The organism is Pseudomonas aegrilactucae (genome assembly GCF_019168305.1).
GTDB lineage: Bacteria > Pseudomonadota > Gammaproteobacteria > Pseudomonadales > Pseudomonadaceae > Aquipseudomonas > Aquipseudomonas aegrilactucae.
The window spans coordinates 1-26,096 of record NZ_JAHTBI010000049.1 but is presented as its reverse complement, the minus strand read 5'-3'; the positions used below and the strand labels follow the sequence as shown (position 1 = coordinate 26,096).

Sequence of the window (26,096 nt, the reverse complement as noted above, 5' to 3'; positions counted from 1 at the left end):
ACAGCGTTCCGTGCAAGTATCGGGCTTTAGCGATTGTTCCCGCCTCACCCCGCTGCGCCGCCTAATCCGCTTCCTGTTCGTCAGGCCAGCATTTTGCCTCGGGCTTCCTTCAGATTCGCAGTCGCCTGCGACACCCTTGCCTCTGGCTAACACTTCCCCTTGCCGGGTGTGTAGAGGGCTTTCACCTCCAAGTCACCCATTCAGCCACCACAGCCAAACGGGTTGCGCTAACGCGCAACGCGCCATGCCTGGCGCACAACAAAAAAGCCACCCGAAGGTGGCTTTGTGACGCGACAGGCTGAGCGAACTCAGTAAGCCTTGCCAGTCTTGTAGAAGTTCTCGAAGCAGAAGTTGGTCGCGTCGATGTAACCCTCGGCGCCGCCGCAGTCGAAACGCTTGCCCTTGAACTTGTAGGCAATCACGCAGCCATCCTGGGCCTGCTTCATCAGTGCGTCGGTGATCTGGATCTCACCGCCCTTGCCCGGCTCGGTCTCTTCGATCAGCTTGAAGATGTCCGGGGTCATGATGTAGCGGCCGATGATCGCCAGGTTCGACGGAGCATCTTCAGGCTTTGGCTTCTCGACCATGTTACGCACACGGTACAGGTCATCGCCAATCAGGTCACCGGCGATCACACCGTACTTGCTGGTTTCCTGTGGATCCACTTCCATGATCGCCACGATGGTGCAGCGGTACTGCTTGTACAGCTTTACCATCTGCTTGAGCACGCCATCGCCTTCGAGGTTGACGCACAGGTCATCCGCCAGCACCACGGCAAACGGCTCATCGCCGATCAATGGGCGGCCGGTCAGGATCGCGTGGCCCAGGCCTTTCATTTCGGTCTGACGGGTGTAGGAGAACGAGCACTCGTCGAGCAGCTTGCGGATACCGACCAGGTACTTTTCCTTGTCGGTGCCCTTGATCTGGTTTTCCAGCTCGTAGCTGATGTCAAAATGGTCTTCCAGTGCGCGCTTGCCGCGACCGGTGACGATGGAGATTTCGTTCAACCCAGCGTCCAGCGCTTCTTCAACGCCGTACTGGATCAGTGGCTTGTTCACCACTGGCAGCATTTCCTTGGGCATGGCTTTGGTTGCTGGCAGGAAGCGGGTGCCGTAACCGGCTGCCGGGAACAAGCATTTCTTGATCATAAACGTCCTTAACAAGGGCTGTGCTGTACGAATTCGGCGCAGTCTAATCAGGCGGCGGTCACCTTACAATGCCCCGCCCGAGCTTGGCCGATTGGATGATAGAGAAAACTCAGTGTAGTTAGTTCCCGCAACCTGCAAATAATGCCATTGCAGGCCCCTCCCTCTGCCGAACGGCGCTCACCTCAGGGCGCAGTGCCCTGCCCGATCAGCACCCCGTCAATCGTCTGCCCGTACAGGTTCACGCCATCGTCGGCGTGGAACCTGAGCCGGGTCTTTTCCACCGACCCGTCCACCAGGCGCGGGTCTTGAGGCCGTTCATGGGCATTGACGTAGGCGGCCACGTCCCAGGCTTGCTGGTCGCTCAGGCTGCCAGGCTTGCCCAGTGGCATATTGTGCTTGATGAACGAGGCTGCCGTGTTGATCCGGTGCATCCCGGCGCCCCAGTTGTACGAATCCTTGCCCCACAGAGGCGGCATCACGTAGTCCTGGGCTACCTTCTGACCCTGGCCATTGTCACCATGGCAGATCGCACACTGCTGCTGGTAGAGCTGCGCGCCACGCTTGAGGTCGTACCCTTGCGCAGGCCGGTCAACCTCCGGGTAGCCACGTCCGGGGCTCTCTACGCCCAGTGGTGCCTTGCTCGCCAACCAGTAGGCATACACCGACAAGGCCGTCATCTCAGGGCTGTCGGCGGCCGGTGGCGTGCCGTTCATGCTGAACTGGAAACAGCCCTGGATACGCTCGGCAAAGGTGTTGACCTTGTTGTTCTTCCTTCGATAGGCCGGGTACATCGGGTAAGCCGCCCACAGCGGCGCCGAGTGCGCCAGGCGGCCCTGATCCAGGTGGCAGTTGCTGCAATTGAGGCCGTTACCCACATAGTCAGGCGCCAGACGCCGGGTGTCGACGAACAGCGCATAGCCTTCGCGCACCATTTTTCCGTAAGCATTGTCTGGCAGCTCGCGCTCGGCCGGGGGCCTGAAACGTGCGGGCGTACCCTGGGGCGCAACCTTGAGCTGAGACTGATCTTCCATCGCGACAGGCGCCGCCGGGGCATAGCCAACGCTCATGGCCATGGCGATAGACAACAGGCGGATCATTGGGCCACCTCCTGCCTGGAGAAGTACTCGGCCACGCCATTGACCTCATCCTCACTCAAGGCCTTGGCGATGCCCACCATCAGCTGATTGGGGTCGTTGCGACGGCTGCCGTCACGCCAGGCGTTGAGTTGGCCGGCCAGGTACCCGGCCGGCTGGTGAGCCAGCGGCGGGAAATGTTCACCGACGCCGACACCGCCCGGCCCATGACACTGTACGCAGCCTGGGATGCCACGGCTCCAGTCACCGTAAAGCGCCAGGGACTGCACAGGGTCGGTTGCCATCTGCTGGCGACGGGCATCGGGGGTAGCTGCAACCGGCATGGCGGCAAGGGTCGCGCTGATCGCACTGATCTCGGCGTCGCTCAGGGCCTGGGCCAGCGGCTGCATGATCGGCTGCCTGCGGCTGCCGTCACGAAAGTCTGCGAGCTGTTTGCTCAGGTAGGCCGCGGGCAGGCCGGCCAGGCGCGGGAAGCCGGCAGCCGCCAGCCCCAGCCCGTCCGGGCCATGGCAACCCATGCACGCCAGGGCGGCAGGATTTTGCCCACCCTGGGTGAAGATTTTCTGGCCATCGGCGGCCGTAGCGAGCTGCGCGACGAAAACCAGCAGGCTGCTCAGCAGGACTCGATCCAGTGGGATCATCACGGGGCTCCATTTTTCCAGCTATAAGCTTAGGCTTATAACGCATAAGCCCACGAATAGTAGGCCTATTCGTCCAGCACGACAACGCGGGCTCGACGGTGAAAAATGTAGGAAAACTCCCTGAATCGTTACGCAGCGTCAGACCACTACTTGGAAATACACCAGGTAGCAGCGCCCTTCACATCGCCTGGGCGCAACGGAAAATTGCTCAACCGCTCATGCACCTTGATGGCACTGCCGCTGGAGCGCTGGCTGATCTCCAGCACCGCCGCGGGCGACTTGTCGGACAGTTTCTGCGGCACGATCACGCGCAGCCCGTTGCCCTGCTCCTCGATGGTCAGCGGCCCGCGGCTGTCGGCCAGGCGCTCCTGAACGCAGCTGGCAAACTCGCGCGGCGACTTGCCCGAGATCACGCTCATGGTCTCCGGGCTCTGTTCGATGTCGGCGACATTGGCACAACCGGTCAGCGCAACTGCCAGCGCTGGTACAACCCATTTCATCGCTACCCCTCCATAAAGATCATCTGACCGTGCCAGGGCCGTTTTGCTCCCTTGATTGGCAGTTTTATCCTTGGCCAGGCACTAAGGCCGACAGTGTAACCGACATCGTGCTATCGTTTTGATTTGCCAAAAGATCCCTTGCGGAGAGCGACATGAAATTCGTACACCAGCGCGAGCACCTCAATGAAGACGATATTGTCGTCATCCACTGCTCCCAGCGCTGCAATATCCGGCTGATGAACGATGCCAACTTCCGCAGCTTCAAGAACGGCGGCCGGCACACGTACCACGGCGGCGCCTTTGTCGACTTCCCGGCGAAGATCACCGTGCCCAGCGACGGATTCTGGAACATCACTATCGATACCGTGGGCCCGCGCGCACTGTCAGCCGTGACCAAGCCGACCTTCACCCATACCGTCAAGATCATCCGCCGCTCGTCGTCGAAACTGAGATAAGCCATGAGCCAGACCACCAAGTACGTCATCAAGTACAAACTCGACGGCGAGCGTCGTTTCGACTTCGCGCAACTGAGCAGCGATACCCCTGAACAGGTCAACGACGCCCTGCGCAAGCTGCACGGCGATGATCTCGACAAGATCACCGACATCAAGGTCAGCAAGGCGCTGTAACCCCACGCACACCGCACAGGAGCACCCCGATGAGCCAATGGCCGGACCACCGAATCCTTGACCTGCTGGGCATCGAGGTGCCGATCCTGCAGGCGCCCATGGCGGGTGCCAGCGGTTCGGCCATGGCCATCGCCGTGAGCAATGCAGGTGGCCTGGGTGCGCTGCCCGGCGCGATGCTCAACGCCGAGCAACTGCGCCTGGAGCTGGAAGCCTTCCAGCAGGCAAGCCGTGGCCCGCTGAACGTGAATTTCTTCTGCCACCAGCCGCCAGCCGCGGATGCCGAGCGTGCCGCGCGCTGGAAGCAGGCATTGCGCCCCTACTACGAGCAAGTCGGCGCAGACGTCGACGCCGCCACGCCGGTGTCCAACCGTGCGCCGTTCGACGAAGCCGGTTGCGCGCTGATCGAAGCATTCAGGCCCGCCGTGGTCAGCTTTCACTTCGGCCTGCCACACCCCGACCTGCTGGCACGGGTCAAGGCCAGCGGTGCCAAGGTACTGTCCAGCGCCACCACGGTAGCCGAAGCCGTATGGCTGGAGCAGCATGGCTGCGATGCGATCATCGCCATGGGCTACGAGGCAGGTGGCCATCGCGGCATGTTCCTGAGCGACGACCTCAATACCCAGATCGGCACCCTGGCACTGGTACCGCAGGTCGCCGATGCGGTCCGCCTGCCGGTGATCGCGGCCGGCGGCATCGGCGATGCACGTGGCATTGCCGCCGCCTTCGCGCTGGGTGCCTCGGCGGTGCAACTGGGTACCGCCTACCTGTTCTGCCCGGAGGCGAAGATCTCGTCCGCGCACCGCCAGGCACTGCGCAGCGCCCAGGCCAGCGAAACCGCCCTGACCAACCTGTTTACCGGGCGCCCGGCGCGCGGCATCAGCACCCGGATCATGCGCGAGCTGGGGCCGATGAGCCCGCTGGCGCCGGCGTTCCCCCTGGCGGGCGGAGCCTTGATGCCGATCCGCGCAATCAGTGAACCCCAGGGCAACAGCGATTTCAGCAATCTCTGGTCAGGCCAGGCCCTGCGCCTGGGCCGCGAGCTGCCGGCCGCCGAGCTGACCCGGCACCTGGCTCAAACTACCCTTGCGCTGCTGGCGCGCTGAAACAGCTCTTCCCGTTTGTCGGGCAATCGCTATATATTCCAGTACATAACGATTATCCCACGCCCATGGAGCTGTTTGATGAGTATGCGCGCCCCTCGCTTTGCCTTGACCGCCCTGTTCAGCCTGCTGACACTCAACAGCGCATGGGCCGATGAGGTCCAGGTCGCCGTCGCGGCCAACTTCACCGCGCCGATCCAGGCCATTGCCCAGGACTTCGAGAAAGATACCGGCCACACGCTGGTTGCGTCCTTCGGCGCCACCGGGCAGTTCTACGCGCAAATCAAGCATGGCGCGCCGTTCGAGGTGTTCCTGTCGGCCGACGCCAGCACGCCCGAAAAGCTCGAGAACGAAGGCGACACCGTCAAGGGCTCGCGCTTCACCTACGCCATCGGCACCCTGGCGCTGTGGTCGCCCAAAGAAGGCTATGTCGATGACAAGGGCCAAGTCCTGAAGAAGAACCAGTACCAGCACCTGTCGATCGCCAACCCCAAGGCTGCGCCTTACGGCCTGGCAGCGACTCAAGTGCTGGACAAGCTGAAGTTGACCGAGGCGACCAGGGCCAAGATCGTCGAAGGGCAGAACATCACCCAGGCGTTCCAGTTCGTCTCCACTGGCAATGCCGAACTGGGTTTTGTCGCCCTCTCGCAGATCTACAAGGACGGCAAGGTCAGCAACGGCTCGGCGTGGATCGTGCCGGCCAACCTGCACGACCCGATCAAGCAGGACGCGGTGATCCTCGAAAAGGGCAAGGACAGCAAAGCGGCCAAGGCACTGGTTGACTACCTCAAGGGCCCCAAAGCCGCCGCCGTGATCAAGTCGTACGGCTACGAACGCTGATGCCCCTGGACGCCAGCGACCTCGACGCCATCTGGCTGACGTTCAAGCTGGCGTCGCTGACCACGTTGATCCTGCTGCTGATAGGCACCCCGATCGCCTGGTGGCTGGCGCGCACGCGCTCCTGGCTGCGCGGGCCGATCGGCGCGCTCGTGGCACTGCCGCTGGTGCTGCCACCGACGGTCATCGGCTTCTATCTGCTGCTGGCCCTCGGCCCGCATGGCTGGATCGGCCAGGCTACCCAGGCGCTGGGCCTGGGCACCGTGGTGTTCAGCTTCAGCGGCCTGGTGATCGGCTCGGTGGTGTACTCCATGCCGTTTGTGGTGCAGCCCCTGCAAAATGCCTTCAGTGCCATCGGCGAGCGCCCGCTGGAAGTCGCGGCCACCTTGCGGGCCAGCCCCTGGGACACTTTTTTCAGCGTGGTGCTGCCACTGGCACGCCCCGGCTTCATCACCGCCAGCATCCTGGGTTTTGCCCACACCGTCGGCGAGTTCGGTGTGGTGTTGATGATTGGCGGCAACATTCCCGACAAGACCCGCGTGGTGTCGGTACAGATCTTCGACCATGTCGAAGCCATGGAATACCTGCAGGCGCACTGGCTGGCCGGCGCCATGCTGGTGTTCTCGTTCCTCGTGCTGCTGGCGCTGTACGCCAGCCGGCGCGGCAAGCCGGGCTGGAGCTGATCGATGAGTACAGGGATCCAGGCGCGCCTGCAGGTGGCCTTCAGCGATTTCCGGCTGGACGTCGACCTGCAACTGCCCGGGCGGGGCGTGAGCGCCCTGTTCGGCCATTCAGGCTCGGGCAAGACCACCTGCCTGCGCTGCCTGGCAGGCCTGGAACGTGCCGACAAGGCTTACATCGAGGTCAATGGCGAGGTATGGCAAGACTCCGCACGCCAGTACTTCATGCCGCCGCACCAGCGCCCGATCGGCTATGTGTTTCAGGAAGCCAGCCTGTTCCCGCACCTGAATGTGCAGGCCAACCTGACCTTCGGCTGGCGGCGCATCCCCGCTGCGCAACGCCAGGTCGGCCTGGAGCACGCGTGCGAACTGCTGGGTATCCGTCACCTGCTCGAACGCCGGCCCGACACATTGTCCGGTGGCGAGCGCCAGCGCGTAGGCATTGCCCGTGCGTTGCTGACCAGCCCGCGGGTGCTGCTGATGGACGAGCCGCTGGCCGCCCTCGACGGGCCGCGCAAGCGCGAGATCCTGCCGTACCTCGAACGCCTGCATGACGAACTGCAGATCCCGCTGATCTATGTCAGCCACGCACAGGAGGAAGTGGCGCGCCTGGCCGACCACCTGGTGGTGCTCGAACAGGGCACGGTGCAGGCCAGCGGCCCGATCAGCCAGACCCTGGCCCGACTCGACCTGCCGCTGGCCCTGCAGGAAGATGCCGGGGTGGTCATCGAAGGCCGTGTAGGCGACTACGACAGCGCCTATCAGTTGCTCGACCTGCACCTGCCCGGCAGCGCGTTGACACTGCGCCTGACCCACGAGGCGGTGGCGCCGGGTGAGCGCCTGCGGGTCAAGGTCCAGGCACGCGACGTCAGCCTGAGCCTGGTCGAGGACAGCCGCACGAGCATTCTCAATCGCTTGCCAGTGCAGGTGTGCGGGCTGCGCACCAGCGACAACCCGGCCCAGATGATGGTCAGCCTGGACGCCGACGGCACCGCCTTGCTGGCCAGGGTCACGCGTTATTCGTGCGATCAGTTGCAGTTGCACCCGGGGCAGCAGCTGTGGGCGCAGATCAAATCCGTGGCGTTGCTGGGCTAACTTGCGCGGGCCGCTGCGGTCCAACGTCAGAGCCCACTCGCAAGCGCCCAGCATGATCGACGACCTGCCAGCACTGCCCAGCAGCCTGCACTACGTGGACGACACACAGCCAGGGTTTCACCGACGCCGCCTGCGCAAACACTTTGCCTATCTTGACGCCAGCGGACACAAGGTCACCGACCCGACTACGCTGGCACGCATCAAGGCGCTGGCGATTCCACCGGCCTATACCGAGGTGTGGATCTGTGCCGACCCGCAAGGCCATCTGCAGGCCACCGGCCGGGACGCGCGCGGGCGCAAGCAGTACCGCTACCATCGCGACTGGCGCGAATCACGCGACAGCCACAAGTACGCACGTATGCTCGACTTTGCCGAACGCCTGCCCCGCCTGCGCAAGCAACTTGACGAACACCTGGCGCGCCCGGGCCTTGATCGCGAGAAAGTCATGGCGCTGGTGGTCAGCCTGCTCGACACCACGCTGATTCGCGTAGGCAACCGCCAGTATGCCCGCGACAATCGCTCCTACGGGCTGACCACCCTGCGCAACCGGCATGTGCAGGTCGAAGGCAGCGCGATCCGCTTTCGCTTTCGCGGCAAGAGCGGCATCGAGCATCAGGTGACCTTGAAGGACAGGCGCCTGGCCCGCATCATCAAACGCTGCCTGGAACTGCCCGGCCAGCACCTGTTCCAGTGGCAGGACGCCGAAGGCCAGTGCCATGCCATCGGCTCGGCAGATATCAACGGCTACCTGCAGCAACTCACCGGTGCCGACTTCACCGCCAAGGACTACCGCACCTGGGCCGGCAGCGCGCTGGCGCTGGACCTGCTACGCGAGCTGCAATGGCAGCCGGAAACCGAAGCCCGTCGGCAGATCGTCGACATGGTCAAGCAGGTTGCCCGCCGCCTGGGCAACACGCCCGCAGTGTGCCGGCGCAGCTACATTCACCCGGCATTGCTCGAACGCTTCGTGCTGGGCGAACTGGCACTGTTGCCCCGGCCACGCCCGCGCCAGCGCATGGAGCTGGCCGAAGTGGCATTGGCGCGCTTTCTGATGGCGCTCCAACGCGAGAATACGAACAATAACCATTAACTTGCACTATAAATAACCCTACTTTTTCAATGCAATCGGTCAATAGACAAAAGACATATACCCCATCAAGCAGAGAAATTTCCCATATGCGTTCAAGCCCCCTATGCTTGCGTCCATGGGCATTACCGGTTGTGCGTAAATGCCCATCTGCCCAGTCGGAACCTGCGACTAAAGACCCAAAACAGAATCTTGTAATCGGGGAATTATTTTCCACCGAATGCGTCTTTAATAAAGGGAAAGAGGGCTGTGCCACCGCGCGCACCCGGCCTGTGCAGCGACCGCCTGCCAGGCAATTCAAGTTACCAAGGAGAAGTACATGCTGATACTCACCCGCAAAGTTGGCGAAAGCATCGTCATCAATGATGACATCAAGGTCACCATTCTAGGGGTCAAGGGGATGCAAGTGAGGATCGGTATCGATGCGCCCAAAGATGTACAGGTGCACCGTGAAGAGATCTACAAGCGTATCCAGGCTGGTAGCCCGGCACCGGAGAAAGGAGACGAGCCGCGGTAAATGAATCCGAATCGAGTCGCACGGATGCGCTTGGTCTCTGACCACCGACTTAGTGCAGGTCAGGTGTCTGCAGGGGCGTCTGCGGTGGACCGATTAACTTCCTGACCGTGTCCACCATCGCATTCAGATCGAACGGCTTGGCAACGACCTCGTTGAACAACGCCGGCTTGTCCTTGCCAATGTCAGCCTGCGCCCCACTCATGAGAATAATCGGCAAGTGCTTCAAGGTGGCATCGTCGCGAACCTGAGTGGCAAGCTCCTCCCCATTCATCACCGGCATCATGTAATCGGTGATAACCAGCACCACCTTGTTTTCCTTCAGCAGCGTCTGGTCTTCCTTCAGCAGTTGCAGTGCCTTTTTGCCATTGGATGCTTTCTCGACATCGTACCCCGCATCCTCCAGGGCAAAGCCCAGGATATCGCTAATCAGATACTCGTCATCCACCAACAGAATCCTGCTCATGGCAGCCGACCTGCGGCGCTCATGACTTGTCCACCGGCGATGGGGTGCCCGACATCACCGCCGTGCTCTGGCCAAACGCCTTGTTCAGGTCAATGCCGCTCGAGCTGATCACCAGTTCCAGCAAGGCCGGGTCGTAGTCGCTGTCGCGCACCTTGAGAATCGACAGCAGGCGCTTGAGCGCCGAGTCCATCTCGACGAATCGCATCAGCATCAGGTTGTCGACAATGCTCGACAACTCGGGGGCCGGGGCATTGATTTCGGAGCCGAACAGGTCACGCATCTCCCAGGTTGCCAGCACCGTTACATCGGCGGCGCGCAATTCACCCATCAGGGCCCGAAAGAACTCGTTGAGCCGCGCCTGGCTGGTGGCGACGCGGGCAATCGCGCCAAGGCTGTCGATCACCACCCGCTTGATACGGTGTTTACGCACCTGCTGCAGCAGCCGCGCGCCCACGCCATCGAGCAGCCCCTCGGTAGTGGGTTGCCAGGCCAGGTGCACCGCACCACTGCGCTCCAGCGCCGGCAGGTCGATGCCAATGGCCTGCGCCTTGATGCGCAGGCGCTGCGGCGTTTCGTAAAAGCCGAAATGCAGGCCTGGCGCGTCGGCCGTGGCCCCGGTCAGGAAGCTCAGCCCCAGGGACGTCTTGCCGATACCTGAAGGCCCCATCACCAGCGACACCGAGGCACCGGGAAAGCCACCGCCCAGCAGCCTGTCGAGGCTGGCAAGGCCGGAGCCGACACGAGTCAGCACTTCACTGCCCAGGTTCGATGGGCGACTGTAGAGAGACTCCAGGCGCGGGTAGACCTTCAAGCCCTGATCAGTGATCTCACACTCGTGTCGCCCTGAAAGCGCGGCGCTACCGCGCGTCTTGAGCAACTGGATACGCCGCACCGAACGCGAACCATGCAGGTCCTCGCCAAGCTCGATCACGCCATCGACCATGGTGTGCTCGGGGCTGCTTTCGTCCAGCCGCGAGCTGGTGAGCAGCAGCAAGGTACAGCCGGCAAAGGCGGCATGGCCTTGCAACTCAGCGATGAATTTTTTCGTATCGAGCACGGTTTCGGCCCGTGAGCGGGCGGTGAGCAGGCCATCGATAATCAGCAAGGTGGCACTGTGCCGGCCGATTTCACCGCGCAGCAGCTTGACCACGGCTTCCAGCCCTTCGCTGTCGAGCGTGTCGAATGCACTCAGGAACTGGATCTGGTTGCCGATGGTGCTGGCCTCGAAAAAACTCAGGGTCGACAGGTACTGGAACAGGCGCTCGTGGGACTCGCTCAACAGCGTCGCCACCAGCACCCGCCCCCCGCTGGCAACATGGTTGAAGGCCAACTGGTTGGCCATGATGGTCTTGCCCGAACCGGGGCGCCCCTGAACGATATAGGATGAGCCTGCGATCAGGCCGCCCCTGAGCAGCTCATCCAGACCCTCGATACCCGTTGCCAGACGTTTGAGCTGCTCCACGATGCAATCACCCGTTATGTTGGTTGTAGGAATCGGCGCTCGGCACGATCGGCAGGCATAAGGTCATGCACGTACCGCGCCCCGGCTCGCTGTCGACCCTGATGCAGCCATCGCTCTGCCTGGCGAAACCATACACCTGGCTCAGCCCGAGCCCGGTGCCTTTGCCAAAGCCCTTGGTGGTGAAGAACGGCTCGAAGATCCGCGGCAACACCGCGGGGTCGATGCCACGACCGGTGTCGCTGACGCTGATCAGCACGAAATCGCCCTGCAGCCCTTCCCACTCGCCCTGCAACCGGTGATTACGCGCGTGCAGCTCGATGCGCCCGGGGCTGTCTATAGCGTCGCGGGCATTGAAGATCAGGTTGAGCAGCACCATCTGCAACTGGCTGGCATCCACCTCGACGGCGCACAGGTCGGGTTCAACCTGCACGACCAGCTCGACGCCATCGGGTAGCGCCTGCGACAGCAACGCCTGGCTGGAACTGATCAGTTCCTCGACATTTACCCGGCTGACACTGAGTGCCTTGCGTCGGGCAAAGCCCAGCAGTTGTTGCGTCACCTGGCTGCCCCGCTCGCCGGCCTCGACGATATGCTGCAGCAGGCGCTGGGTGCGCTGCGGGTCCTTGGAATTCATGGCCAGCCTGGCCGAGCCGATGATAATGGTCAGCAGGTTGTTGAAGTCATGGGCCATGCCACCGGTCAACTGGCCCAGTGCTTCGAGCTTCTGCGCCTGGAACAGCTGCGCGCGCATTGCATCCAGCTGCAGAGCCGCCTCGCGGCGGTCGGTGATGTCGCGGGTGATTTTTGCCAGCCCCACGACAGCGCCTTGCTCGTCGCGAATGACATCCAGCGCTGCCAGCGCCCAGAACTGCGTGCCGTCCTTGCGCTGACGCCAGCCTTCATCCTGCACCCCGCCGGTGCTCAAGGCGCGATTGAGCAGCCACGCCGGCCGACCGTCGGCGCAATCCTGAGGGGTGAAAAACATCGAAAAATGCCGACCGATGACCTCATCGGCGCTGTAACCCTTGATGCGTTCGGCGCCCACATTCCACGACACCACATGACCGTCCAGGTCAAGCATGTAGATGGCGTAGTCCGCCACCGTGCGCACCAGTTGCTCATAGCGGCTGACGTGCAGGGAGTGAAGGTCGGAGCGCTCGGAAGATTCCATGACACACCACAGGCACGGCAGAAGACGATAGAAGGGTAGACAGTCTGGAACTCGGGCAATTCCCTGAAAGAACCAAACTGGCTGTGCGGGTACGACGGGCGTGACGCACATTGGATCCATGACGCGCAGAACAGTGGCTCAGCGGTGTCGTCGTGTCAACGCTGGCAAATCGGTTGACCCGCGAGAGGCGCAAGCGTTCCGACAGTTGAGCACGCCTTTTCCTTCCCCCGCCTGGAATTCAACTTGTTATAGTCGCCAGGTGTATTACAAGAGGGAACGATTTTGACCACAGACCTGCGGATGAAAGGCATTCACGACGACTTGCAGCACACCGCTGCGGACCTTGAACGGGTGGCGTTGGAGTTGGCCGGGCACGCGCGCTACCTGCAGCACTCGGTACACAGCCAGGATGCCCTGGACATCCAGCGCAGCATCAGCGGCCTGCAGGCGTCGATCGACGAGTTGCGCTGCGTCGCCAGCAGCCTCGAGCCGTAGCCCAGCACATGCTGCCAGAGCGCACCCACGGCTATCGGGGCCCACTGTCCACCCTGGTCTACAAACGCCGCGGCCAGGTCGGGCTGTTCTTTGTCGCCGCGCTGTCGGTACTGGCCGGCATGACCGATGCGATCGGCTTTCTCGCCACCGGCGATTTTGTCTCATTCATGAGCGGCAATACCACGCGCATGGCCGTGGCCCTGGGCGACGGCCACTGGGCCCTGGCGCTACGGCTGGCGCTGCTGATCGGCGCTTTTATCGCCGGCAATGCCCTGGGCGTTATCGTCGCCTGGCTCAGCGCCCGGCGCGCCTGGCCCTTGCTGCTGCTGGCCGCAGCCCTGCTGTTGACGGCAGGCCTGGTCGACAGCCACGCGCAACTGGCCGCGCTGTTTGCCGCGATCATTGCCATGGGCATGCTCAATGCCGCGGTCGAAGAGGTCAACGGGCTGCCCATCGGGCTAACCTACGTCACCGGCGCCCTGTCTCGCTTTGGCCGCGGCCTGGGGCGCTGGTTGCTGGGCGAACGCCGCCCGGGCTGGCGTGTGCAACTGGTGCCCTGGGCCGGCATGTTTTGCGGGGCCGTGATCGGTGGCCTGCTCGAGCATCGCCTGGGGCTGGCTGCGCTGCTGGCCTGCAGCCTGCTGGCAGCCCTGCTGGCCGTGGTCTCGGTGTTTATCCCACGCCGATGGCTGAGACGCTACATGACCAAATGAGCAGCCCGCGTCGAGGCCCAGGCCAAGGGCTTAAGCTATTGATTTGTTCTGTCTTTTCATGTCTAATCGGCAGTCTGCTGCACCGCCTCGATGGTGAAATTGGTAGACACATCGCACTTAAAATGCGCCGCCGAAAGGTGTACCGGTTCGACTCCGGTTCGAGGCACCATCCCCCTTGCACCCTCCCTCGCACTTCATCTGATCAATCGCCCGACTTGCCCTGAAGCCATCCAGGCGATTTCTGCTGCCTGACATTCCTGCCTCTATCCTCCTCGGCGCATGCGAAATCCGCGAGCGCGCATTGACTTGTACAAATTTCCCTCTAACCTGCAAATATCTTGTACAAATACAACATTATGTACAATTAAATGACCAATAGGGTCATGGGTGCAGGTCATGTCAGATTACCTAGAACGCTTTGCACAGCGGTTCAGCGAGCTCGACGCGAGCAATCTCGAGCGCCTCGGCGAGCTGTACAGCGACGATATCCAGTTTCGCGACCCACTGCATCAGGTACAGGGCCTGAGTGCCCTGCGTACCTACTTTGACCAACTGTACGCCAACGTCCAGGCCCTGCATTTCGATTTCCATGGCTACGACCAGGTCGGCCAGGGGCTGGGCTACCTGCGCTGGACGATGCACTATCGCCACCCGCGACTGAACGGGGGGCAACCGATTCAGGTGCGCGGCTGTTCCTGCCTGATGTGGCGGGACAAGGTCTACCTGCACCACGACTACTTCGACGCTGGCGCGCTGCTGTACGAGCAGATGCCATTGATGGGCAGCGCTATTCGCTGGCTCAAGCGCAGGCTGGCATGAAGCGCATCTGGCTGACTGGCGCAAGCAGCGGGATCGGCGCGGCACTGGCCGAGGTGCTGCTGTCCCAGGGGCACCGCGTCGCAGTGAGTGCACGCAACGCACAGGCCCTGCAGGCACTGTCGCAACGCTACGCCGGCCAGGTACTGGTTCTGGCCGGTGATTTGCGCGACGCCGGGCAAGTGCGGGCCATGGGTGAACACATCGAGCAGGCCTGGGGCGCGCTCGACCAGGTGATTCTCAATGCCGGCAACTGCGAATACCTGGACAGCCAGGCGTTCGAAGCCGCCATGGTCGAGCGCGTGATGGCGTCCAACCTGTTCAGCGCCAGCTACTGCGTGGAAGCCGCACTGCCTCTGCTGCGCCGCGGTGAGCAACCGCATCTGGTGGCCGTGGCCAGTGCCGTGACCTTCCTGGCGCTCCCCCGCGCAGGCGCCTATGGCGCGTCCAAGGCTGCCGTGCGCTACCTGTTCGAGTCACTGCGCATCGACCTGGCCCAAGACGGCATCGCCGTCACCCTGGTCAGCCCGGGCTTTGTCGACACCCCGCTGACGCAGCGCAACGACTTCGCCATGCCCATGCGCTGGCCGGCCGAAAAAGCGGCGCGCCATATTGCCCAGCGGCTGGACTGCCGGCCTTTCGAAATCGCCTTCCCCCGCGTGTTCATCGCCAGCCTGCGCCTTGCCGCCTGGCTGCCCCAGCGCCTGCAACTGGCCCTGGTCAAGCGCATGTCACGCTCACCGAGCAAGGAATAGACCCCATGAAGATCGCGATCATAGGGAGCGGTGTTTCCGGGCTCACCTGTGCCCACCTGTTGCAACGCCAGCACAGCATCACGCTGTACGAGGCCAGCGACCGCCTCGGCGGCCACACCCACACCGTCGACGTTCAACTGGGTGAGCAGCATTACGCCGTCGACACCGGCTTCATCGTATTCAACGACTGGACGTATCCGAACTTCATCCGCTTGCTCGAGCACCTGGGCGTGGCCTCGGACCCGACTGAAATGAGCTTCTCGGTACACGACCCGGCCACCGCCCACGAATACAACGGCAACACCCTCAACAGCCTGTTCGCACAGCGCCGCAACCTGCTGTCACCGCCGTTCTGGGGCATGCTGTACGACATCCTGCGCTTCAACCGCCAGGCGCTGCGCGACCTTGAGCAGGCGCGCGTCAGCGATGTGCTGACACTGGGCGATTACCTGCACATGAACCGCTATGGCCAGCGCTTCATCGACCACTACATCGTGCCGATGGGCGCGGCCATCTGGTCGATGCCACTGGCACAGATGCTGGGGTTCCCGTTGCAGTTTTTTGTGCGTTTCTTCAAACACCATGGCCTGCTGTCGGTCAACAACCGGCCGCAATGGCGCGTGGTGCGGGGTGGATCGCGCAGCTATGTGGCTCCGCTGTGCGCCCCGTTCGCCGAGGCGATTCGCCTCAATTGCCCGGTACTGGGCGTAAGCCGCGACGCTGACGGTGTCAGTGTATTCAGCCGCGCCGGCATGGAGCGTTACGACAAGGTGGTGTTCGCCTGCCACAGCGACCAGGCCTTGCTTGTGCTGCACGACCCCAGCGCCGCAGAACGGGAAATCCTGGGGGCATTGGCCTACGCCGACAACGACGTGGTACTGCACACCGATACCCGGTTGCTGCCGCGCCGGCCGCTGGCCTGGGCCAGCTGGAACTACCGCCTGGGAGGGCTGAGCACGCAACCGGCGGCGGTGACCTACAACATGAACATCCTGCAAGGCATCGACGCACCGCAGACCTTTTGCGTCAGCCTCAACCAGACCGACGCGATCGATCCGGCCAGGATTCTGGGCCGCTACACCTATGCACACCCGCAATTCAGCCTTGCCGGCGTGCGCGCCCAGGCGCGCCAGGACGAGTTGTACGGCGTGCAGCACACCTATTATTGCGGCGCCTACTGGGGCAATGGCTTCCACGAGGATGGCGTGACCAGCGCACTGCGCGTCGCAGCCGCGTTCGGTGAGCAGCTGTGAACAGCGCCCTCTACCAGGGCTGGGTGAGCCATCGTCGGCATGCCAAGGGCGGCCACGGCTTTGCCTACCGCATGGGCCTGCTGTACCTGGACCTGGACGAACAGGCCCAGCTGTCGGCGCTTTCCGTGCTGGCCGGCAGCGGTCGTTACCAACCCTTCGCCTTTCGCGAACAGGATTACCTGCCCTCGCTCACCGGCAAGGGCAAAGCGCTCAAGGAGGCGGTCGGCGATCAGGTCGAGCAGGCCCTGGGGCAGCGTCCGTCGGGCCCGGTGTGCGTGCTGACCCAACCCCGCAGCTGGGGGCTGTCGTTCAACCCGGTGAGCTTCTTCTACTGTTTCGAGGGCGATGGCCGGCTGGCGGCGATCCTCTGCGAAGTGACCAACACACCCTGGCGGCAACGTTATCACTACGTGCTGCCCGCTACGGCCGCCGCGCCCTGGCATTTCAGTGTGGCCAAGGCGTTCCACGTCTCGCCCTTTCTGCCGCCGGACCTTGAATACCGGATGCATTTCAGCGCGCCCGCCGAACGCCTGCGTGTGCGCATGGAGGACTGGCAGGCGGACCATCGCGTGTTCAGCGCCACGTTGCAACTGAACCGCATCGAGCTGAGCCGCCACACCCTCTACCGCTACCTGCTGAGTTTCCCGTGGATGACCGGCAAGACGTTGCTGGCCATCTATTGGCAGGCCCTGCGCCTGCTGCTCAAGCGCCACCGCCTGTTCAACCACTTCCCCGCCCATGGCGCGTGGCGCCTGGCCAAACCGATCACCGGACGACCGACAGCTAAGGAACCAACCCATGAAAAGCCCTGAGGCCGTCCCGGCCAAAAGCACCGCCGCGCCCAGAACCGGCATCGGCCTGGCACTGCTCAAGCGCGCCGTGATGGGCCGGCTCAACCACCTGCGTCACGGCGCACTGGTGGTGATCGAACCCGCGTGCGTGCACCACTTCGGCAGCGCCGGAGCGCCGGTGCAAGGGCAGATCCAGATTGTCGACGAGGCCGTCTGGGCCATGATCGCGACCAATGGCTCCATCGGCGCAGGCGAAGCCTATATCCAGGGCTACTGGACCAGCCCCGACCTTACCGCGGTGGTGCGCGTACTGGTCAGCAACCTGGACGTGCTGGATGGCCTGGAGGGCGGCCTGGCGCGCCTGGGACGACCGCTGCTGTACGCGGCGCACTGGCTCAACCGCAATACCCGGCGCGGCTCGCGGCGCAACATCGCCGCGCACTATGACCTGGGCAACACGCTGTTCGAGCAGTTGCTGGACCCGAGCATGATGTACTCGGCCGCCATGTTTCGCACCCCCGAGGACAGCCTGGAACAGGCGCAGCAGTACAAGCTGCAGCGCATCTGCCAGAAACTCGACCTGAGCGCCACCGACCACCTGCTGGAGATCGGCACCGGCTGGGGCGGCCTGGCCATGTATGCGGCGCGCCATTACGGCTGCCGTGTGACCACCACCACCGTGTCGGCCGAACAGTACGCCTACGCACGCCAGCGCGTCGAGGCCGAGGGCCTGCAGGACCGCATCACCCTGCTGCTGGAAGACTATCGCGACCTAGAAGGGCAGTTCGACAAGCTGGTGTCCATCGAGATGATCGAGGCGGTGGGCCACCGCTACCTGAGCACCTACTTCAAGCAATGTGCGCGGCTGCTCAAACCCGACGGGCTGATGCTGCTGCAGAGCATCACCATCCGCGAGCAACGCTACGCCCAGGCCTGCCGCTCGGTGGACTTCATCCAACGCTATATCTTCCCCGGCGGCGCCCTGCCCTCGGTCAGCGTACTGCTGCACGTACTGGGGCGTGACACCGACCTGAATCTGCACCACATGGAGGACTTCGGCCTGCACTACGCGCGCACCCTGCGCTGCTGGCACCACAACCTGCAGAAGGCACGCCAGCCCCTGCAGGCACTGGGCTATGACGACAGCTTCTATCGGCTGTGGGAGTTCTACCTGTGCTACTGCGAAGGCGGCTTCATGGAGCGCGCTATCGGTACCGCGCAGTTGCTGCTGGCCAAGTCCGAGGCACGCCCCGCGCCGTTACTGGGTCAACTGGGCTGATCGTGCAACGCGCACGCGCGGCACGCCTGCTGGGCAATGCGCTGCTGTTTCAGCTGGGCTGGCTTGCCTGCGTGCTGGGCGCGCATCATCCCTGGCTGCTGTGGCTGGCCGCCGCCTGCCTGGTGAGCCACCTGACATGGCTGGCGCAGCCGGGCGAGCTTCGCCTGATCATGGCGGTGAGCCTGTGTGGCTGGCTGACCGACAGCCTGCTGCTGATCCTGGGCGTATTCGACTTTGCAGGCCCGCGCTACCTGCTGCCAGGGTGGCTGGCATTGCTGTGGCCGCTGTTTGCCAGCACCTTGCGCCACAGCCTGGCCTGGAGCGCCCGCCCGTGGTGGCTGGCCAGCCTGAGCGGTGCGCTGGGCGGGCCGCTGTCGTATTGGGGAGGGGTGAATCTGGCGGGCGTGGGGCTGCCACTGGGTACCTGGCCCAGCCTGCTGATCCTCGCCGCAGTGTGGGCGCTGCTGCTGCCATTGCTGCATCAACTGGGAGGACTCATTGCACCTGCTTGCGGAAAAACAGCGTGACCTGGCCGACCTCGAAACCGAACTTGGTCATGTAGGAGCGGTTGGCCAGGGTGTTTTCATCCAGCAGGTACATCCAGTCGTCGAAGCGAATATCCCAGGTCTTGCCGTCCACCGGCACACTCAGCACGTACTGCCAGCGCAGCGCAAAGCCTGCACTTTGCCCGCGGGCCTCTTCCACCACATCGCCCGCATTGCCGCGCCAGCGCCCCGGCCCCTCCGGACGGATGGTCCAGGTCCGTTCCTGGCGGGTACCATCGCTGTAGGTGAAATGCTCCTCCAGCACCACGTTTTCACCGTCGCTGCGCCCATCGATCACCACGTGAAAACGCTTGATCACCTCGCCCGAACGTTTCTGCACGATGCCCCAGCCATCGACCCGGCCATTGAAGTACTGACGCAGGTCGAACGCGGGGGATTGATTGCGATAGGTCTCAACCTCGACATTCCCGCAACCGGCCAGCACCAGGCACAGCAGCATGCACCAACGCTTCATGAGGAGCCTCCAAGTAATTGCTGACGCAGTTCAGGGTTGCGGCTGCGCGGGTCCAGCCAGAGGGCGAAGAACGCACGCGCAAATGCCTCGTCACGCACCGTGTGCTGCAAGCGCTGCCCCACATAGAACCGACAACCCTGGCCTGGCAGGTAGACGCCGGTAATGCGCTCGCCCGCCTGCACATCCACAAACGCCTGCTGCATCTGCGCCTGCCACTGGCGAAGCTGCGCCGTCGACACGCTGTCGCCCGACAGGCGCTGGATTTCTTCGAGGCTGATACTGACCAGACGTTCGCGGCTGACCGCGCGGTGATAGGTGATTTCCAGCGCAAAGGGCTTCTTTTGATCAAAACCGGGGCCAGCGCTCCACAGCCGCGCACTGTAGAGGCTCAAGCCCCAGACCTTGAGCTCGCCACTGCCGATCAGGCGAGCGTCGGGCAATGCCTCCTGCCAGGCGCCCACGGCCTGCCCGCCTGCCAGTGTGCACAGCAGCAACAGCCTGCATAACGCGAACGGTGTGGGGCGCATGCCGTGCTCCTTGGGCCGCATCCCAGGTTGGGGCTACGACGCTACCTTCACAATACTTGCACCTAAATATTTCCTTGTACAAGTTTAGCGGTGATTCCGTACAAGGTAGCAGGCATCGGTTCTTAAAATGACCTCAACGGAAACCAAACCAAAAAGCCGTGGTCATACTTGCGCCATAGTAAAACCACCTTGCGGATCAATGACATGAACGTGCTGACTCGTCTCTCGCAGTGCGCCCTGGTGGCGCTGATGCTGGCCACCGCCGGCTGCTACCACCATCACGAACGTGACGATGGCGGCTGGCGTGATCGCGACCGTGATCATCGCCATGCGCGCGACCGCGACCACCGTCACGAGCGTGATGACCGCGGGCGCAATGATCGCTATCGCGGCGACTACCGCTGAGTTCGCCCCCCTGCCCCACTACCGGCTGCCCCCCCTTTCTTGAGGTTCACACCATGCGTTTCACCTTGCCTACCCTCGCTCTAGGTATCCTGCTGCCCCTGACTGCCATGGCCGGTGACGGCACTACTGCCATCGGTGGCGGGCTTGGTGGCGCACTGGGCAACGTCGTCGGCCAGCAGATCGGTGGCAGCACCGGTGCCGCGATCGGCGCCGGCCTGGGTGGCGCGGCAGGCAGCGCCGTCGGCGCACGCAAAGGCAATCGCACCGAGGCCGCACTGGGTGGCGGCATCGGTTCGGCAGGCGGTTCGCTGATCGGCAACAAGCTGGGCGGCTCCACCGGCTCGACCATCGGCGCAGGCCTGGGCGGCGCTGCTGGCGGTGCGGTCGGCAACCACCTGGCCGATGACAGCCGACATGACTCCGGCAGCAAGCACAAGCGCAAACGCAAGCATCGCCGCCACTGAGTCGCTGCGCGCAGCACAGGAACGTCCGGCCGGGTGCCGGACGTTCCTGTTTCAAGTAAGCATGAATCCGTACCAGACCAGAAACACACCCATCCCGCCCCCCTGAAGGATGAGCAAGGTGCGTGCACCCTTGGGCCGAAACGCCGCTATCCAGTAACCCAGGACCAAGGGCAGGCATAACAGGTTGGTGAGCGCCAGCACGATCGCCGCCAGTACAGGACGAAGCCCGGAGAACATGCCTGCAGGGCCGGTGAAGACATACAGTGCCACGCCTGTGCCGAATAGCGCGATGATGACCGCACAGACGGCGCACCAGCGACGAACCACGTCGCGCTCATCCATTCCCTCGTTCATTTGGCACTCCGTGACCCTTGAGATGGCGGGATCATATCACCAGCGTGCCCCGAAGGCTGGGGAGTACGCAGGGTCAGCCCCCACGGTGGGCGAGTGTTACCAGCACCTGATTGACCTTCAGGCTGGCCGTCTCCATGGCGTCGAGCGAAGCCACCACGCCACTCCATTCGCTGCGCTGCGCCTGCTGCAGCGCCTGGCTGGCCGATTCGTGACAGAGGCGGTGCGGGTCGTCGAGCTGAGCGAAGGCGCGGTCGTGCTGATAGATCTGCTGGGTTTCCGGCATCAGATACCACTTGCCCAGGCGGCAATGCTTGTGGTCCGCCAGTTCAAGGTTGGTGTCCTGATTGAACAGCCGCAGGTACACCATCAACTTGAACAGCAAGTGATCAAGCTTGACCGCCTCGCAGAACGAGCTGAGCGCCATGCTCTCGATCAGCGCAGTCATGTGATCGCCCATCACCACCAGCTCATCCAGGGTCTGCGCCGACGACGACACGTCACCGGCCAAGCGCGTGGCCTCGCTGGACAGGTTGCCGATCGAGGTGCTGGCCGCCGTGGTGTCGACATTGATCGCGTCCACCAGCACGCTGATGTCCTGGGTGGCCTGATGGGTACGCTGGGCCAGGGCGCGCACCTCATCGGCCACCACCGCAAACCCGCGACCCTGCTCACCGGCGCGCGCCGCTTCGATGGCGGCGTTGAGCGCCAGCAGGTTGGTCTGATCGGAGATGGCCTTGATCAGGCCCACGATACTGCTGATCTCGCTGACGCGCGCCTGCAGGTGGGTGACGCTCTCGACGCTGCTTACGCCCTGCCCCGCCATGTGCGTGAGCGAGGTAGAGAACGAGGACAGTAGTTCGGATGTCTGGCTGAACACGCCGCTGTTGGACTTGAGGTGATCGACTTCGCCACGCAGGGTTTCGGCCTGGCTGACCACGCCTTCGCGGGTCTGCTTCATCGACTCGTCGAACATGCCCAGCTTGCTGTGCAACTCGCATTGATAACGGCTGTAGCTGTTGAGTTGGGCCTGCTCACCCTGGGTCTGGGCCAGCAACTCGGCCAGTTGCTGGTTTTCCCGCAACAGGGCCTGATTGTGCTGTCGCAGATCGTCCAGCTCACGCGCTTGTGCGCTGACCTGCTCCCGCCATTTTCCACCAAACATTCCCGCAGCTCCTCGGCACGCAACGCCAATCGATAATTGCGTCGATTTTAAGTGCACGCCTTGGAGGGGACATTGACATCAATCAGCCATCACCCCTGATAGATCGCGCCAGGGCCCTTGATTATCGCGTTCTCGACGGTATTGCTGTCACCCATCGATCCCGAGCACACACGCTTTCACAAACCTTTCACGAACGTACGTGCATAGTTCACTCACTCCTTTTGAAACTTTCAGCCCGCCCTCCCCAGCGGGCTTTTCTTTGCGCGTGATAACGTCGAGCGCCACGTGCCTACCGCGATCAGAGCCAACAGCACGCCATAGACCGCATGACGAACTCTTTGGCAGGGCTTTGAGGCACCGATTCCATATAGGCCCTGATGCACATGCCCCTGACCGATTTAACAGAACCCTCGAAGTCTTTGTACTTTTCTTGCGCCGTATCGCGTACAGGATAGGAAAAGGACAGCCGAAGACAACGTGTCCCGCAGACTCAATGTAGCGGCGGACGGCGCGGCGTACTCACGGACTGGCAGCCGAGCAGGCGGATACAAGCGAGGGCGGCAGCGGACAGCTTGTGTCGCGAAGCTACTGCGTTGCCCGCCTTGGGTGCTGCGAAACGTTAATACGCTTTAAAAATACGACTTGAACACCAATAAACGTAAGCGCAAGCCTACAAATCCCGTGCAATAAAAAAGACTACTTGTGAGCATTCAGCCCGGAAAAACATTTAGTTACGTGCAACATCATCCACCCTGTAAATTATTCTTGCACCTATAGACTTCTGGCCTATGCTCGAGGGGCGGCTAACAGTGCTGCCTTGATCAATACACCACTACAGGGAAGTAAGCATGGCTATTTCGATTAGCATCACCGCTGGGCCATCTGAAGGTGCATCGACTGTTACTGCTTCGGGCGAAGTACAGCACATCATCACCGATCCAGAGCGAAATACATTCAATATCCAGGATGCCTCGCTGAAGAGGGCTGTTGCCGCTTATATGGGCAAATCACCGAACGATGCGTACGTGCGCAGCCCTACCCCGTGGGGTGATCTGTATAAAACTTACAACTGGCCAGAAGTTCAAAGCCGATTCTCTGTCAGAAGCGCAGACGTCATTGGCGACAACACTGTCCCTGTCATGCTCAATACCAACACTTTCAAAAACAACTCATCAGTGCCCGCCGAATTCAACTGCGGCATCACACAGAATGTTTCTGTAACGTCAGAGAGCAATTGGTCAGACACCTCATCTGTTGAAGTAGGTCAATCGATTGACTACTCCATTGGCTTTCTGGGAACGGGCATATCAGGTTCGACGTCCCTGAACTACACCCAAGCCTGGCAAAAAGGCGGATCGCAAAGCGAGACTGTGGAGCTGGGCTCCAGTGCCGGTGTAAACACTACCCTCCAGCCAGGCCAGGCTGTCAAGGCAACGCTGTCTGCGAGCAAAGGCAAGCTCAAGGTGAAAGTGGTGTACCAGATCACCCTTTCGGGTGACGCCGCCGTCAACTACAACCCGACCTACAAAGGGCATCATTTCTATGGCATGAACATCAACAGCGTCATGAACGCAGGCGGCCTCCAAACCGTGATCACCACCACGGAAACGGTGGAGATCGAGTACTACACCGATGTGCAGATCGTGCTGGAAGACCTGCAGAGCGGGAAGACGCTCGAGACCTTCAAGCTTGATGTGAAGCGTGCGGTTGCTGCGTAGCAAGTGAGGGTTCGGGGAAGAGGTTGCTTCTTCCCCGACCATCAACACCTGCGGCGCTGCACGCCACGCGCGCGCATGGAAGGCAGGCGTCCTCAGTTTTCACCTTCATGAACAGTGATCCTCACACCCGTAGCCACGATCTCGTACACCGTTTCCGAAATCCGCTTCACGTCACCACCCGATCGTACTTCGAAGTGCTTTATTCCTTCATGTCGAACCATTCCGCTTGAAGAGCGCTCCACGACCTCGTCCTGGTAGACGTTGATCACGTACTCCAGGTTATCTGTGCCAACGCCAACGATTTTTCCAACATATTTATCTGCCATGTCAGGACTCCTAGCTTCAAGCTTCAGCGTAGCTGGTGCCTCAACTCATCCAGGCGACTTGGTTGAAGTCGGAAAAGAAAACGTGGCCGTCGAGGCGACGCGGGCAAAATGCCACCAAGTGCATGGATGTTCAGAGGTGCTTTAGAATGCGCCCTCTGTCATTTCAAAGGAATGGATTGTGGTAAGTCAAAATGCTATCGCCTGCCCACACTGTCACGGTCAGAATGTCCAGCTTCTGTCCGTTATCCATGCAGCCGGTACTTCTCAGATTAGAGCAACCCATCAGGCGCAATCCGGATTCGGGCACAATGTGACGGTAGAGACGACCGGTAGACACCAGACCCACTTGGCCGCCAGTGTCTCCCCTCCCCCTGGCAAGCGTTTGCTTGGCCCGGTGATTCTTGCAGGCGTGGGTTCCATCATTCTTTACGACGGCCTCAAACTCATGAACACGTCATGGGGGGTTGATTGGAGCCGATTCTTCATCGGCGTGGCATTCATCGCCATCGGTGTGATCGGTTTTGTTCGTCACTGGCGATTCAATGTCGCGCAATATGACAAGTTGGAAGCCTGGCGCCGTACCTGGATGTGTCATGCCTGTGGCACGCGATTTGAGCCCTAGGTTCTGTACGAAAAGAGATGTCGCAAACTGTAGTGGTCTAATGATTCCGGACACCCATTTAGGCGAGAATGCTCGCCATAGAGAGGTGTCTGATGACCAAGCAACGTCGTACCTTTACCCCAGAATTCAAGCGCGAAGCTGCCAGCCTGGTGCTCGACCAGGGCTATAGCCATATCGATGCCGCCCGTTCACTTGGGCTGGTGGAGTCGGCCCTGCGTCGATGGGTCAACCAGCTCCAGCAAGAGCGAGGCGGTATCACTCCGACCAGCAAGGCGCTGACGCCCGAGCAGCAAAAAATCCAGGAATTAGAAGCCCGAATCAATCGGTTGGAGCGGGAAAAATCGATCCTAAAAAAGGCCACCGCGCTCTTGATGGCCGAGGAACACGAGCGTTCGCGTTAATCGATCAGCTCCGCTCTGAAGAGCCTGTTGATCTGTTGTGCTCGGTATTTGAAGTCACCCGATCCTGCTATTACGCGTACTGCCGCAAGCGTCGAATTCCCGACGTTGAGCGGCTGGTTTTACGCAGTCGAGTGAACGAACTGTTCACCCAAAGCCGCAGCGCGGCGGGCAGCCGAAACATCATGTTCATGATGCGCGAGGACGGCATAGAAATTGGGCGCTTCAAGGTGCGCAAGTTGATGAGCGAAATGAAGCTAATCAGTAAGCAACCCGGTTCACATGCCTACAAAAAGGCGACGGTCGAGCGACCAGATATCCCGAACGTGCTGGATCGAGCGTTCACCGTATCGGCACCAAACGAAGTTTGGTGCGGTGACATCACTTATATCTGGGCTCAAGGTCGCTGGCACTATTTGGCTGCCGTCATCGATCTATTCGCCCGCCGCGTGGTGGGCTGGGCGTTTTCAGCGAAGCCCGATGCGGACCTGGTGATCAAGGCCTTGGACATGGCCTATGAACAGCGTGGTCGGCCACAGAGTGTGCTGTTTCACAGTATGCGATCCATAAACCC

The 26,096-nt window shown here is 61.9% G+C and carries 32 protein-coding genes, 1 tRNA gene and 2 pseudogenes; 22 read left to right on the top strand and 13 right to left on the bottom strand.

Features of this window, described 5'->3' with window-relative positions:
• Window positions 1–308 precede the first annotated feature (308 nt).
• From galU to KUO17_RS14440, 4 genes are all read right to left on the bottom strand, one after another.
• Window positions 309–1,148 (bottom strand): UTP--glucose-1-phosphate uridylyltransferase GalU, encoded by an 840-nt coding sequence (gene galU / locus KUO17_RS14455; protein ID WP_217976227.1) that lies wholly within the window; start codon window positions 1,146–1,148, stop codon window positions 309–311.
• 182 nt (window positions 1,149–1,330) lie between these two features.
• Window positions 1,331–2,245 (bottom strand): c-type cytochrome, encoded by a 915-nt coding sequence (locus tag KUO17_RS14450; protein WP_217976226.1) that lies wholly within the window; start codon window positions 2,243–2,245, stop codon window positions 1,331–1,333.
• A complete protein-coding gene (locus KUO17_RS14445; RefSeq protein WP_217976225.1) occupies window positions 2,242–2,883 on the bottom strand; it encodes a c-type cytochrome in 642 nt (213 codons plus the stop codon). The genes KUO17_RS14450 and KUO17_RS14445 overlap by 4 nt, the downstream gene beginning before the upstream one ends.
• Window positions 2,884–3,029: 146 nt before the next feature.
• On the bottom strand, window positions 3,030–3,383 hold the full coding sequence (locus KUO17_RS14440; protein ID WP_217976224.1) for a hypothetical protein: 354 nt from the start codon (window positions 3,381–3,383) through the stop codon (window positions 3,030–3,032).
• Window positions 3,384–3,535: 152 nt separating this feature from the next.
• On the opposite strand from KUO17_RS14440, the gene KUO17_RS14435 reads away from it, so the two are divergent.
• The 8 genes from KUO17_RS14435 to csrA all read left to right on the top strand — a co-directional run bounded on the left by KUO17_RS14435 (window position 3,536) and on the right by csrA (window position 9,328).
• On the top strand, window positions 3,536–3,838 hold the full coding sequence (locus KUO17_RS14435) for a DUF1883 domain-containing protein (RefSeq protein WP_217976223.1): 303 nt from the start codon (window positions 3,536–3,538) through the stop codon (window positions 3,836–3,838).
• 3 nt (window positions 3,839–3,841) lie between these two features.
• Window positions 3,842–4,012, top strand: coding sequence for a hypothetical protein (locus KUO17_RS14430; RefSeq protein WP_217976222.1), 171 nt, complete (start codon window positions 3,842–3,844; stop codon window positions 4,010–4,012).
• 29 nt (window positions 4,013–4,041) lie between these two features.
• Window positions 4,042–5,115 (top strand): NAD(P)H-dependent flavin oxidoreductase, encoded by a 1,074-nt coding sequence (locus tag KUO17_RS14425; RefSeq protein ID WP_217976221.1) that lies wholly within the window; start codon window positions 4,042–4,044, stop codon window positions 5,113–5,115.
• Window positions 5,116–5,199: 84 nt separating this feature from the next.
• Window positions 5,200–5,952, top strand: a complete 753-nt coding sequence (gene modA, locus KUO17_RS14420) for a molybdate ABC transporter substrate-binding protein (RefSeq protein ID WP_425274862.1) — start codon at window positions 5,200–5,202, stop codon at window positions 5,950–5,952.
• Entirely contained in the window at window positions 5,952–6,632 is a 681-nt protein-coding gene (modB, locus tag KUO17_RS14415; RefSeq protein WP_217976219.1) for a molybdate ABC transporter permease subunit, read from the top strand. The genes modA and modB overlap by 1 nt, the downstream gene beginning before the upstream one ends.
• A gap of 3 nt (window positions 6,633–6,635) precedes the next feature.
• On the top strand, window positions 6,636–7,724 hold the full coding sequence (modC, locus tag KUO17_RS14410; protein WP_217976218.1) for a molybdenum ABC transporter ATP-binding protein: 1,089 nt from the start codon (window positions 6,636–6,638) through the stop codon (window positions 7,722–7,724).
• Between the two features lie 55 nt (window positions 7,725–7,779).
• Window positions 7,780–8,814 carry a DNA topoisomerase IB gene (locus KUO17_RS14405; RefSeq protein ID WP_217976291.1) on the top strand — a complete coding sequence of 345 codons (1,035 nt, stop codon included), beginning with the start codon at window positions 7,780–7,782 and terminating at the stop codon, window positions 8,812–8,814.
• 316 nt (window positions 8,815–9,130) lie between these two features.
• On the top strand, window positions 9,131–9,328 hold the full coding sequence (gene csrA / locus KUO17_RS14400; RefSeq protein WP_217976217.1) for a carbon storage regulator CsrA: 198 nt from the start codon (window positions 9,131–9,133) through the stop codon (window positions 9,326–9,328).
• 49 nt (window positions 9,329–9,377) lie between these two features.
• Here csrA and KUO17_RS14395 read toward each other — a convergent pair whose 3' ends face one another.
• Genes KUO17_RS14395 through KUO17_RS14385 form a run of 3 tightly spaced genes read right to left on the bottom strand, consistent with a single transcriptional unit; the run spans window position 9,378 to window position 12,424 of the window.
• The gene (locus tag KUO17_RS14395; protein ID WP_217976216.1) at window positions 9,378–9,791 is read right to left on the bottom strand and encodes a response regulator; all 414 of its coding nucleotides are present in this window, start codon (window positions 9,789–9,791) and stop codon (window positions 9,378–9,380) included.
• A gap of 19 nt (window positions 9,792–9,810) precedes the next feature.
• Window positions 9,811–11,256: an ATPase domain-containing protein gene (locus KUO17_RS14390; RefSeq protein ID WP_217976290.1), complete on the bottom strand. Its 1,446-nt coding sequence runs from the start codon at window positions 11,254–11,256 to the stop codon at window positions 9,811–9,813.
• A gap of 4 nt (window positions 11,257–11,260) precedes the next feature.
• Window positions 11,261–12,424 carry a two-component system sensor histidine kinase NtrB gene (locus KUO17_RS14385; protein WP_217976215.1) on the bottom strand — a complete coding sequence of 388 codons (1,164 nt, stop codon included), beginning with the start codon at window positions 12,422–12,424 and terminating at the stop codon, window positions 11,261–11,263.
• 300 nt (window positions 12,425–12,724) lie between these two features.
• Here KUO17_RS14385 and KUO17_RS14380 point away from each other — a divergent pair, with 300 nt between their 5' ends.
• The 9 genes from KUO17_RS14380 (at window position 12,725) to KUO17_RS14340 (ending at window position 19,053) form a co-directional block, all read left to right on the top strand.
• A complete protein-coding gene (locus tag KUO17_RS14380; RefSeq protein WP_217976214.1) occupies window positions 12,725–12,919 on the top strand; it encodes a hypothetical protein in 195 nt (64 codons plus the stop codon).
• 8 nt (window positions 12,920–12,927) lie between these two features.
• Window positions 12,928–13,632, top strand: a complete 705-nt coding sequence (locus tag KUO17_RS14375) for a YoaK family protein (RefSeq protein WP_217976213.1) — start codon at window positions 12,928–12,930, stop codon at window positions 13,630–13,632.
• Window positions 13,633–13,716: 84 nt separating this feature from the next.
• Window positions 13,717–13,801 (top strand) — tRNA-Leu (locus KUO17_RS14370).
• A gap of 227 nt (window positions 13,802–14,028) precedes the next feature.
• Window positions 14,029–14,451 carry a nuclear transport factor 2 family protein gene (locus KUO17_RS14365; protein ID WP_217976212.1) on the top strand — a complete coding sequence of 141 codons (423 nt, stop codon included), beginning with the start codon at window positions 14,029–14,031 and terminating at the stop codon, window positions 14,449–14,451.
• Window positions 14,448–15,203, top strand: a complete 756-nt coding sequence (locus KUO17_RS14360; protein WP_217976211.1) for an SDR family NAD(P)-dependent oxidoreductase — start codon at window positions 14,448–14,450, stop codon at window positions 15,201–15,203. The genes KUO17_RS14365 and KUO17_RS14360 overlap by 4 nt, the downstream gene beginning before the upstream one ends.
• Before the next feature lie 5 nt (window positions 15,204–15,208).
• A complete protein-coding gene (locus KUO17_RS14355) occupies window positions 15,209–16,456 on the top strand; it encodes an NAD(P)/FAD-dependent oxidoreductase (RefSeq protein ID WP_217976210.1) in 1,248 nt (415 codons plus the stop codon).
• Complete coding sequence (locus KUO17_RS14350) at window positions 16,453–17,268, top strand: DUF1365 domain-containing protein (protein WP_217976209.1); 816 nt, start codon at window positions 16,453–16,455, stop codon at window positions 17,266–17,268. Before KUO17_RS14355 ends, KUO17_RS14350 begins: the two co-directional genes overlap by 4 nt.
• Window positions 17,255–18,526, top strand: a complete 1,272-nt coding sequence (locus tag KUO17_RS14345; protein WP_217976208.1) for an SAM-dependent methyltransferase — start codon at window positions 17,255–17,257, stop codon at window positions 18,524–18,526. The genes KUO17_RS14350 and KUO17_RS14345 overlap by 14 nt, the downstream gene beginning before the upstream one ends.
• Before the next feature lie 2 nt (window positions 18,527–18,528).
• A complete protein-coding gene (locus KUO17_RS14340; protein ID WP_217976207.1) occupies window positions 18,529–19,053 on the top strand; it encodes a DUF2878 domain-containing protein in 525 nt (174 codons plus the stop codon).
• On the opposite strand, the gene KUO17_RS14335 is transcribed toward KUO17_RS14340, so the two are convergent.
• Both KUO17_RS14335 and KUO17_RS14330 read right to left on the bottom strand, forming a co-directional pair.
• The gene (locus KUO17_RS14335) at window positions 19,022–19,546 is read right to left on the bottom strand and encodes a DUF3833 domain-containing protein (RefSeq protein WP_217976206.1); all 525 of its coding nucleotides are present in this window, start codon (window positions 19,544–19,546) and stop codon (window positions 19,022–19,024) included. The two genes, KUO17_RS14340 and KUO17_RS14335, sit on opposite strands and share 32 nt — an antisense overlap.
• Window positions 19,543–20,073, bottom strand: coding sequence for a chalcone isomerase family protein (locus KUO17_RS14330; RefSeq protein WP_217976205.1), 531 nt, complete (start codon window positions 20,071–20,073; stop codon window positions 19,543–19,545). The genes KUO17_RS14335 and KUO17_RS14330 overlap by 4 nt, the downstream gene beginning before the upstream one ends.
• A gap of 204 nt (window positions 20,074–20,277) precedes the next feature.
• Between KUO17_RS14330 and KUO17_RS14325 the strand changes: the two genes are divergently transcribed.
• Both KUO17_RS14325 and KUO17_RS14320 read left to right on the top strand, forming a co-directional pair.
• A complete protein-coding gene (locus KUO17_RS14325; protein ID WP_425274859.1) occupies window positions 20,278–20,478 on the top strand; it encodes a hypothetical protein in 201 nt (66 codons plus the stop codon).
• Window positions 20,479–20,531: 53 nt separating this feature from the next.
• A complete protein-coding gene (locus tag KUO17_RS14320) occupies window positions 20,532–20,942 on the top strand; it encodes a bacteriocin (protein ID WP_217976204.1) in 411 nt (136 codons plus the stop codon).
• Between the two features lie 51 nt (window positions 20,943–20,993).
• On the opposite strand, the gene KUO17_RS14315 is transcribed toward KUO17_RS14320, so the two are convergent.
• The 3 genes and pseudogenes from KUO17_RS14315 to KUO17_RS27200 all read right to left on the bottom strand — a co-directional run.
• Window positions 20,994–21,296 (bottom strand): hypothetical protein, encoded by a 303-nt coding sequence (locus KUO17_RS14315; protein WP_217976203.1) that lies wholly within the window; start codon window positions 21,294–21,296, stop codon window positions 20,994–20,996.
• A 73-nt stretch (window positions 21,297–21,369) separates the two neighbouring features.
• Window positions 21,370–21,720, bottom strand: a complete 351-nt coding sequence (locus KUO17_RS27205; RefSeq protein WP_425274861.1) for a CZB domain-containing protein — start codon at window positions 21,718–21,720, stop codon at window positions 21,370–21,372.
• Between the two features lie 45 nt (window positions 21,721–21,765).
• Window positions 21,766–22,041: pseudogene (locus KUO17_RS27200) on the bottom strand (methyl-accepting chemotaxis protein); the annotation flags it as partial.
• A 1,265-nt stretch (window positions 22,042–23,306) separates the two neighbouring features.
• On the opposite strand from KUO17_RS27200, the gene KUO17_RS14305 reads away from it, so the two are divergent.
• Window positions 23,307–24,176, top strand: coding sequence for a hypothetical protein (locus KUO17_RS14305; protein ID WP_217976201.1), 870 nt, complete (start codon window positions 23,307–23,309; stop codon window positions 24,174–24,176).
• Window positions 24,177–24,268: 92 nt separating this feature from the next.
• On the opposite strand, the gene KUO17_RS14300 is transcribed toward KUO17_RS14305, so the two are convergent.
• Window positions 24,269–24,502, bottom strand: coding sequence for a hypothetical protein (locus KUO17_RS14300; RefSeq protein WP_217976200.1), 234 nt, complete (start codon window positions 24,500–24,502; stop codon window positions 24,269–24,271).
• A gap of 346 nt (window positions 24,503–24,848) precedes the next feature.
• On the opposite strand from KUO17_RS14300, the gene KUO17_RS14295 reads away from it, so the two are divergent.
• On the top strand, window positions 24,849–25,124 hold the full coding sequence (locus KUO17_RS14295) for a hypothetical protein (protein WP_217976199.1): 276 nt from the start codon (window positions 24,849–24,851) through the stop codon (window positions 25,122–25,124).
• A 92-nt stretch (window positions 25,125–25,216) separates the two neighbouring features.
• Window positions 25,217–26,096, top strand: a pseudogene (locus tag KUO17_RS14290) (IS3 family transposase); the annotation flags it as partial.

Coding starts and splice junctions, on each gene's coding strand:
- KUO17_RS14380 (WP_217976214.1), top strand. CDS start 12,725: ATGAAAGGCATTCACGACGACTTGCAGCACACCGCTGCGGACCTTGAA.
- KUO17_RS14425 (WP_217976221.1), top strand. CDS start 4,042: ATGAGCCAATGGCCGGACCACCGAATCCTTGACCTGCTGGGCATCGAG.
- KUO17_RS14305 (WP_217976201.1), top strand. CDS start 23,307: ATGGCTATTTCGATTAGCATCACCGCTGGGCCATCTGAAGGTGCATCG.
- KUO17_RS14360 (WP_217976211.1), top strand. CDS start 14,448: ATGAAGCGCATCTGGCTGACTGGCGCAAGCAGCGGGATCGGCGCGGCA.
- modB (WP_217976219.1), top strand. CDS start 5,952: ATGCCCCTGGACGCCAGCGACCTCGACGCCATCTGGCTGACGTTCAAG.
- KUO17_RS14320 (WP_217976204.1), top strand. CDS start 20,532: ATGCGTTTCACCTTGCCTACCCTCGCTCTAGGTATCCTGCTGCCCCTG.
- KUO17_RS14325 (WP_425274859.1), top strand. CDS start 20,278: ATGAACGTGCTGACTCGTCTCTCGCAGTGCGCCCTGGTGGCGCTGATG.
- KUO17_RS14445 (WP_217976225.1), bottom strand. CDS start 2,883: ATGATCCCACTGGATCGAGTCCTGCTGAGCAGCCTGCTGGTTTTCGTC.
- KUO17_RS14440 (WP_217976224.1), bottom strand. CDS start 3,383: ATGAAATGGGTTGTACCAGCGCTGGCAGTTGCGCTGACCGGTTGTGCC.
- KUO17_RS14385 (WP_217976215.1), bottom strand. CDS start 12,424: ATGGAATCTTCCGAGCGCTCCGACCTTCACTCCCTGCACGTCAGCCGC.
- KUO17_RS14300 (WP_217976200.1), bottom strand. CDS start 24,502: ATGGCAGATAAATATGTTGGAAAAATCGTTGGCGTTGGCACAGATAAC.
- KUO17_RS14375 (WP_217976213.1), top strand. CDS start 12,928: ATGCTGCCAGAGCGCACCCACGGCTATCGGGGCCCACTGTCCACCCTG.
- KUO17_RS14395 (WP_217976216.1), bottom strand. CDS start 9,791: ATGAGCAGGATTCTGTTGGTGGATGACGAGTATCTGATTAGCGATATC.
- KUO17_RS14315 (WP_217976203.1), bottom strand. CDS start 21,296: ATGAACGAGGGAATGGATGAGCGCGACGTGGTTCGTCGCTGGTGCGCC.
- KUO17_RS14335 (WP_217976206.1), bottom strand. CDS start 19,546: ATGAAGCGTTGGTGCATGCTGCTGTGCCTGGTGCTGGCCGGTTGCGGG.
- csrA (WP_217976217.1), top strand. CDS start 9,131: ATGCTGATACTCACCCGCAAAGTTGGCGAAAGCATCGTCATCAATGAT.
- galU (WP_217976227.1), bottom strand. CDS start 1,148: ATGATCAAGAAATGCTTGTTCCCGGCAGCCGGTTACGGCACCCGCTTC.
- KUO17_RS14345 (WP_217976208.1), top strand. CDS start 17,255: ATGAAAAGCCCTGAGGCCGTCCCGGCCAAAAGCACCGCCGCGCCCAGA.
- KUO17_RS14435 (WP_217976223.1), top strand. CDS start 3,536: ATGAAATTCGTACACCAGCGCGAGCACCTCAATGAAGACGATATTGTC.
- KUO17_RS14450 (WP_217976226.1), bottom strand. CDS start 2,245: ATGATCCGCCTGTTGTCTATCGCCATGGCCATGAGCGTTGGCTATGCC.
- modA (WP_425274862.1), top strand. CDS start 5,200: ATGCGCGCCCCTCGCTTTGCCTTGACCGCCCTGTTCAGCCTGCTGACA.
- KUO17_RS14355 (WP_217976210.1), top strand. CDS start 15,209: ATGAAGATCGCGATCATAGGGAGCGGTGTTTCCGGGCTCACCTGTGCC.
- modC (WP_217976218.1), top strand. CDS start 6,636: ATGAGTACAGGGATCCAGGCGCGCCTGCAGGTGGCCTTCAGCGATTTC.
- KUO17_RS27205 (WP_425274861.1), bottom strand. CDS start 21,720: ATGGCGCTCAGCTCGTTCTGCGAGGCGGTCAAGCTTGATCACTTGCTG.
- KUO17_RS14330 (WP_217976205.1), bottom strand. CDS start 20,073: ATGCGCCCCACACCGTTCGCGTTATGCAGGCTGTTGCTGCTGTGCACA.
- KUO17_RS14430 (WP_217976222.1), top strand. CDS start 3,842: ATGAGCCAGACCACCAAGTACGTCATCAAGTACAAACTCGACGGCGAG.
- KUO17_RS14365 (WP_217976212.1), top strand. CDS start 14,029: ATGTCAGATTACCTAGAACGCTTTGCACAGCGGTTCAGCGAGCTCGAC.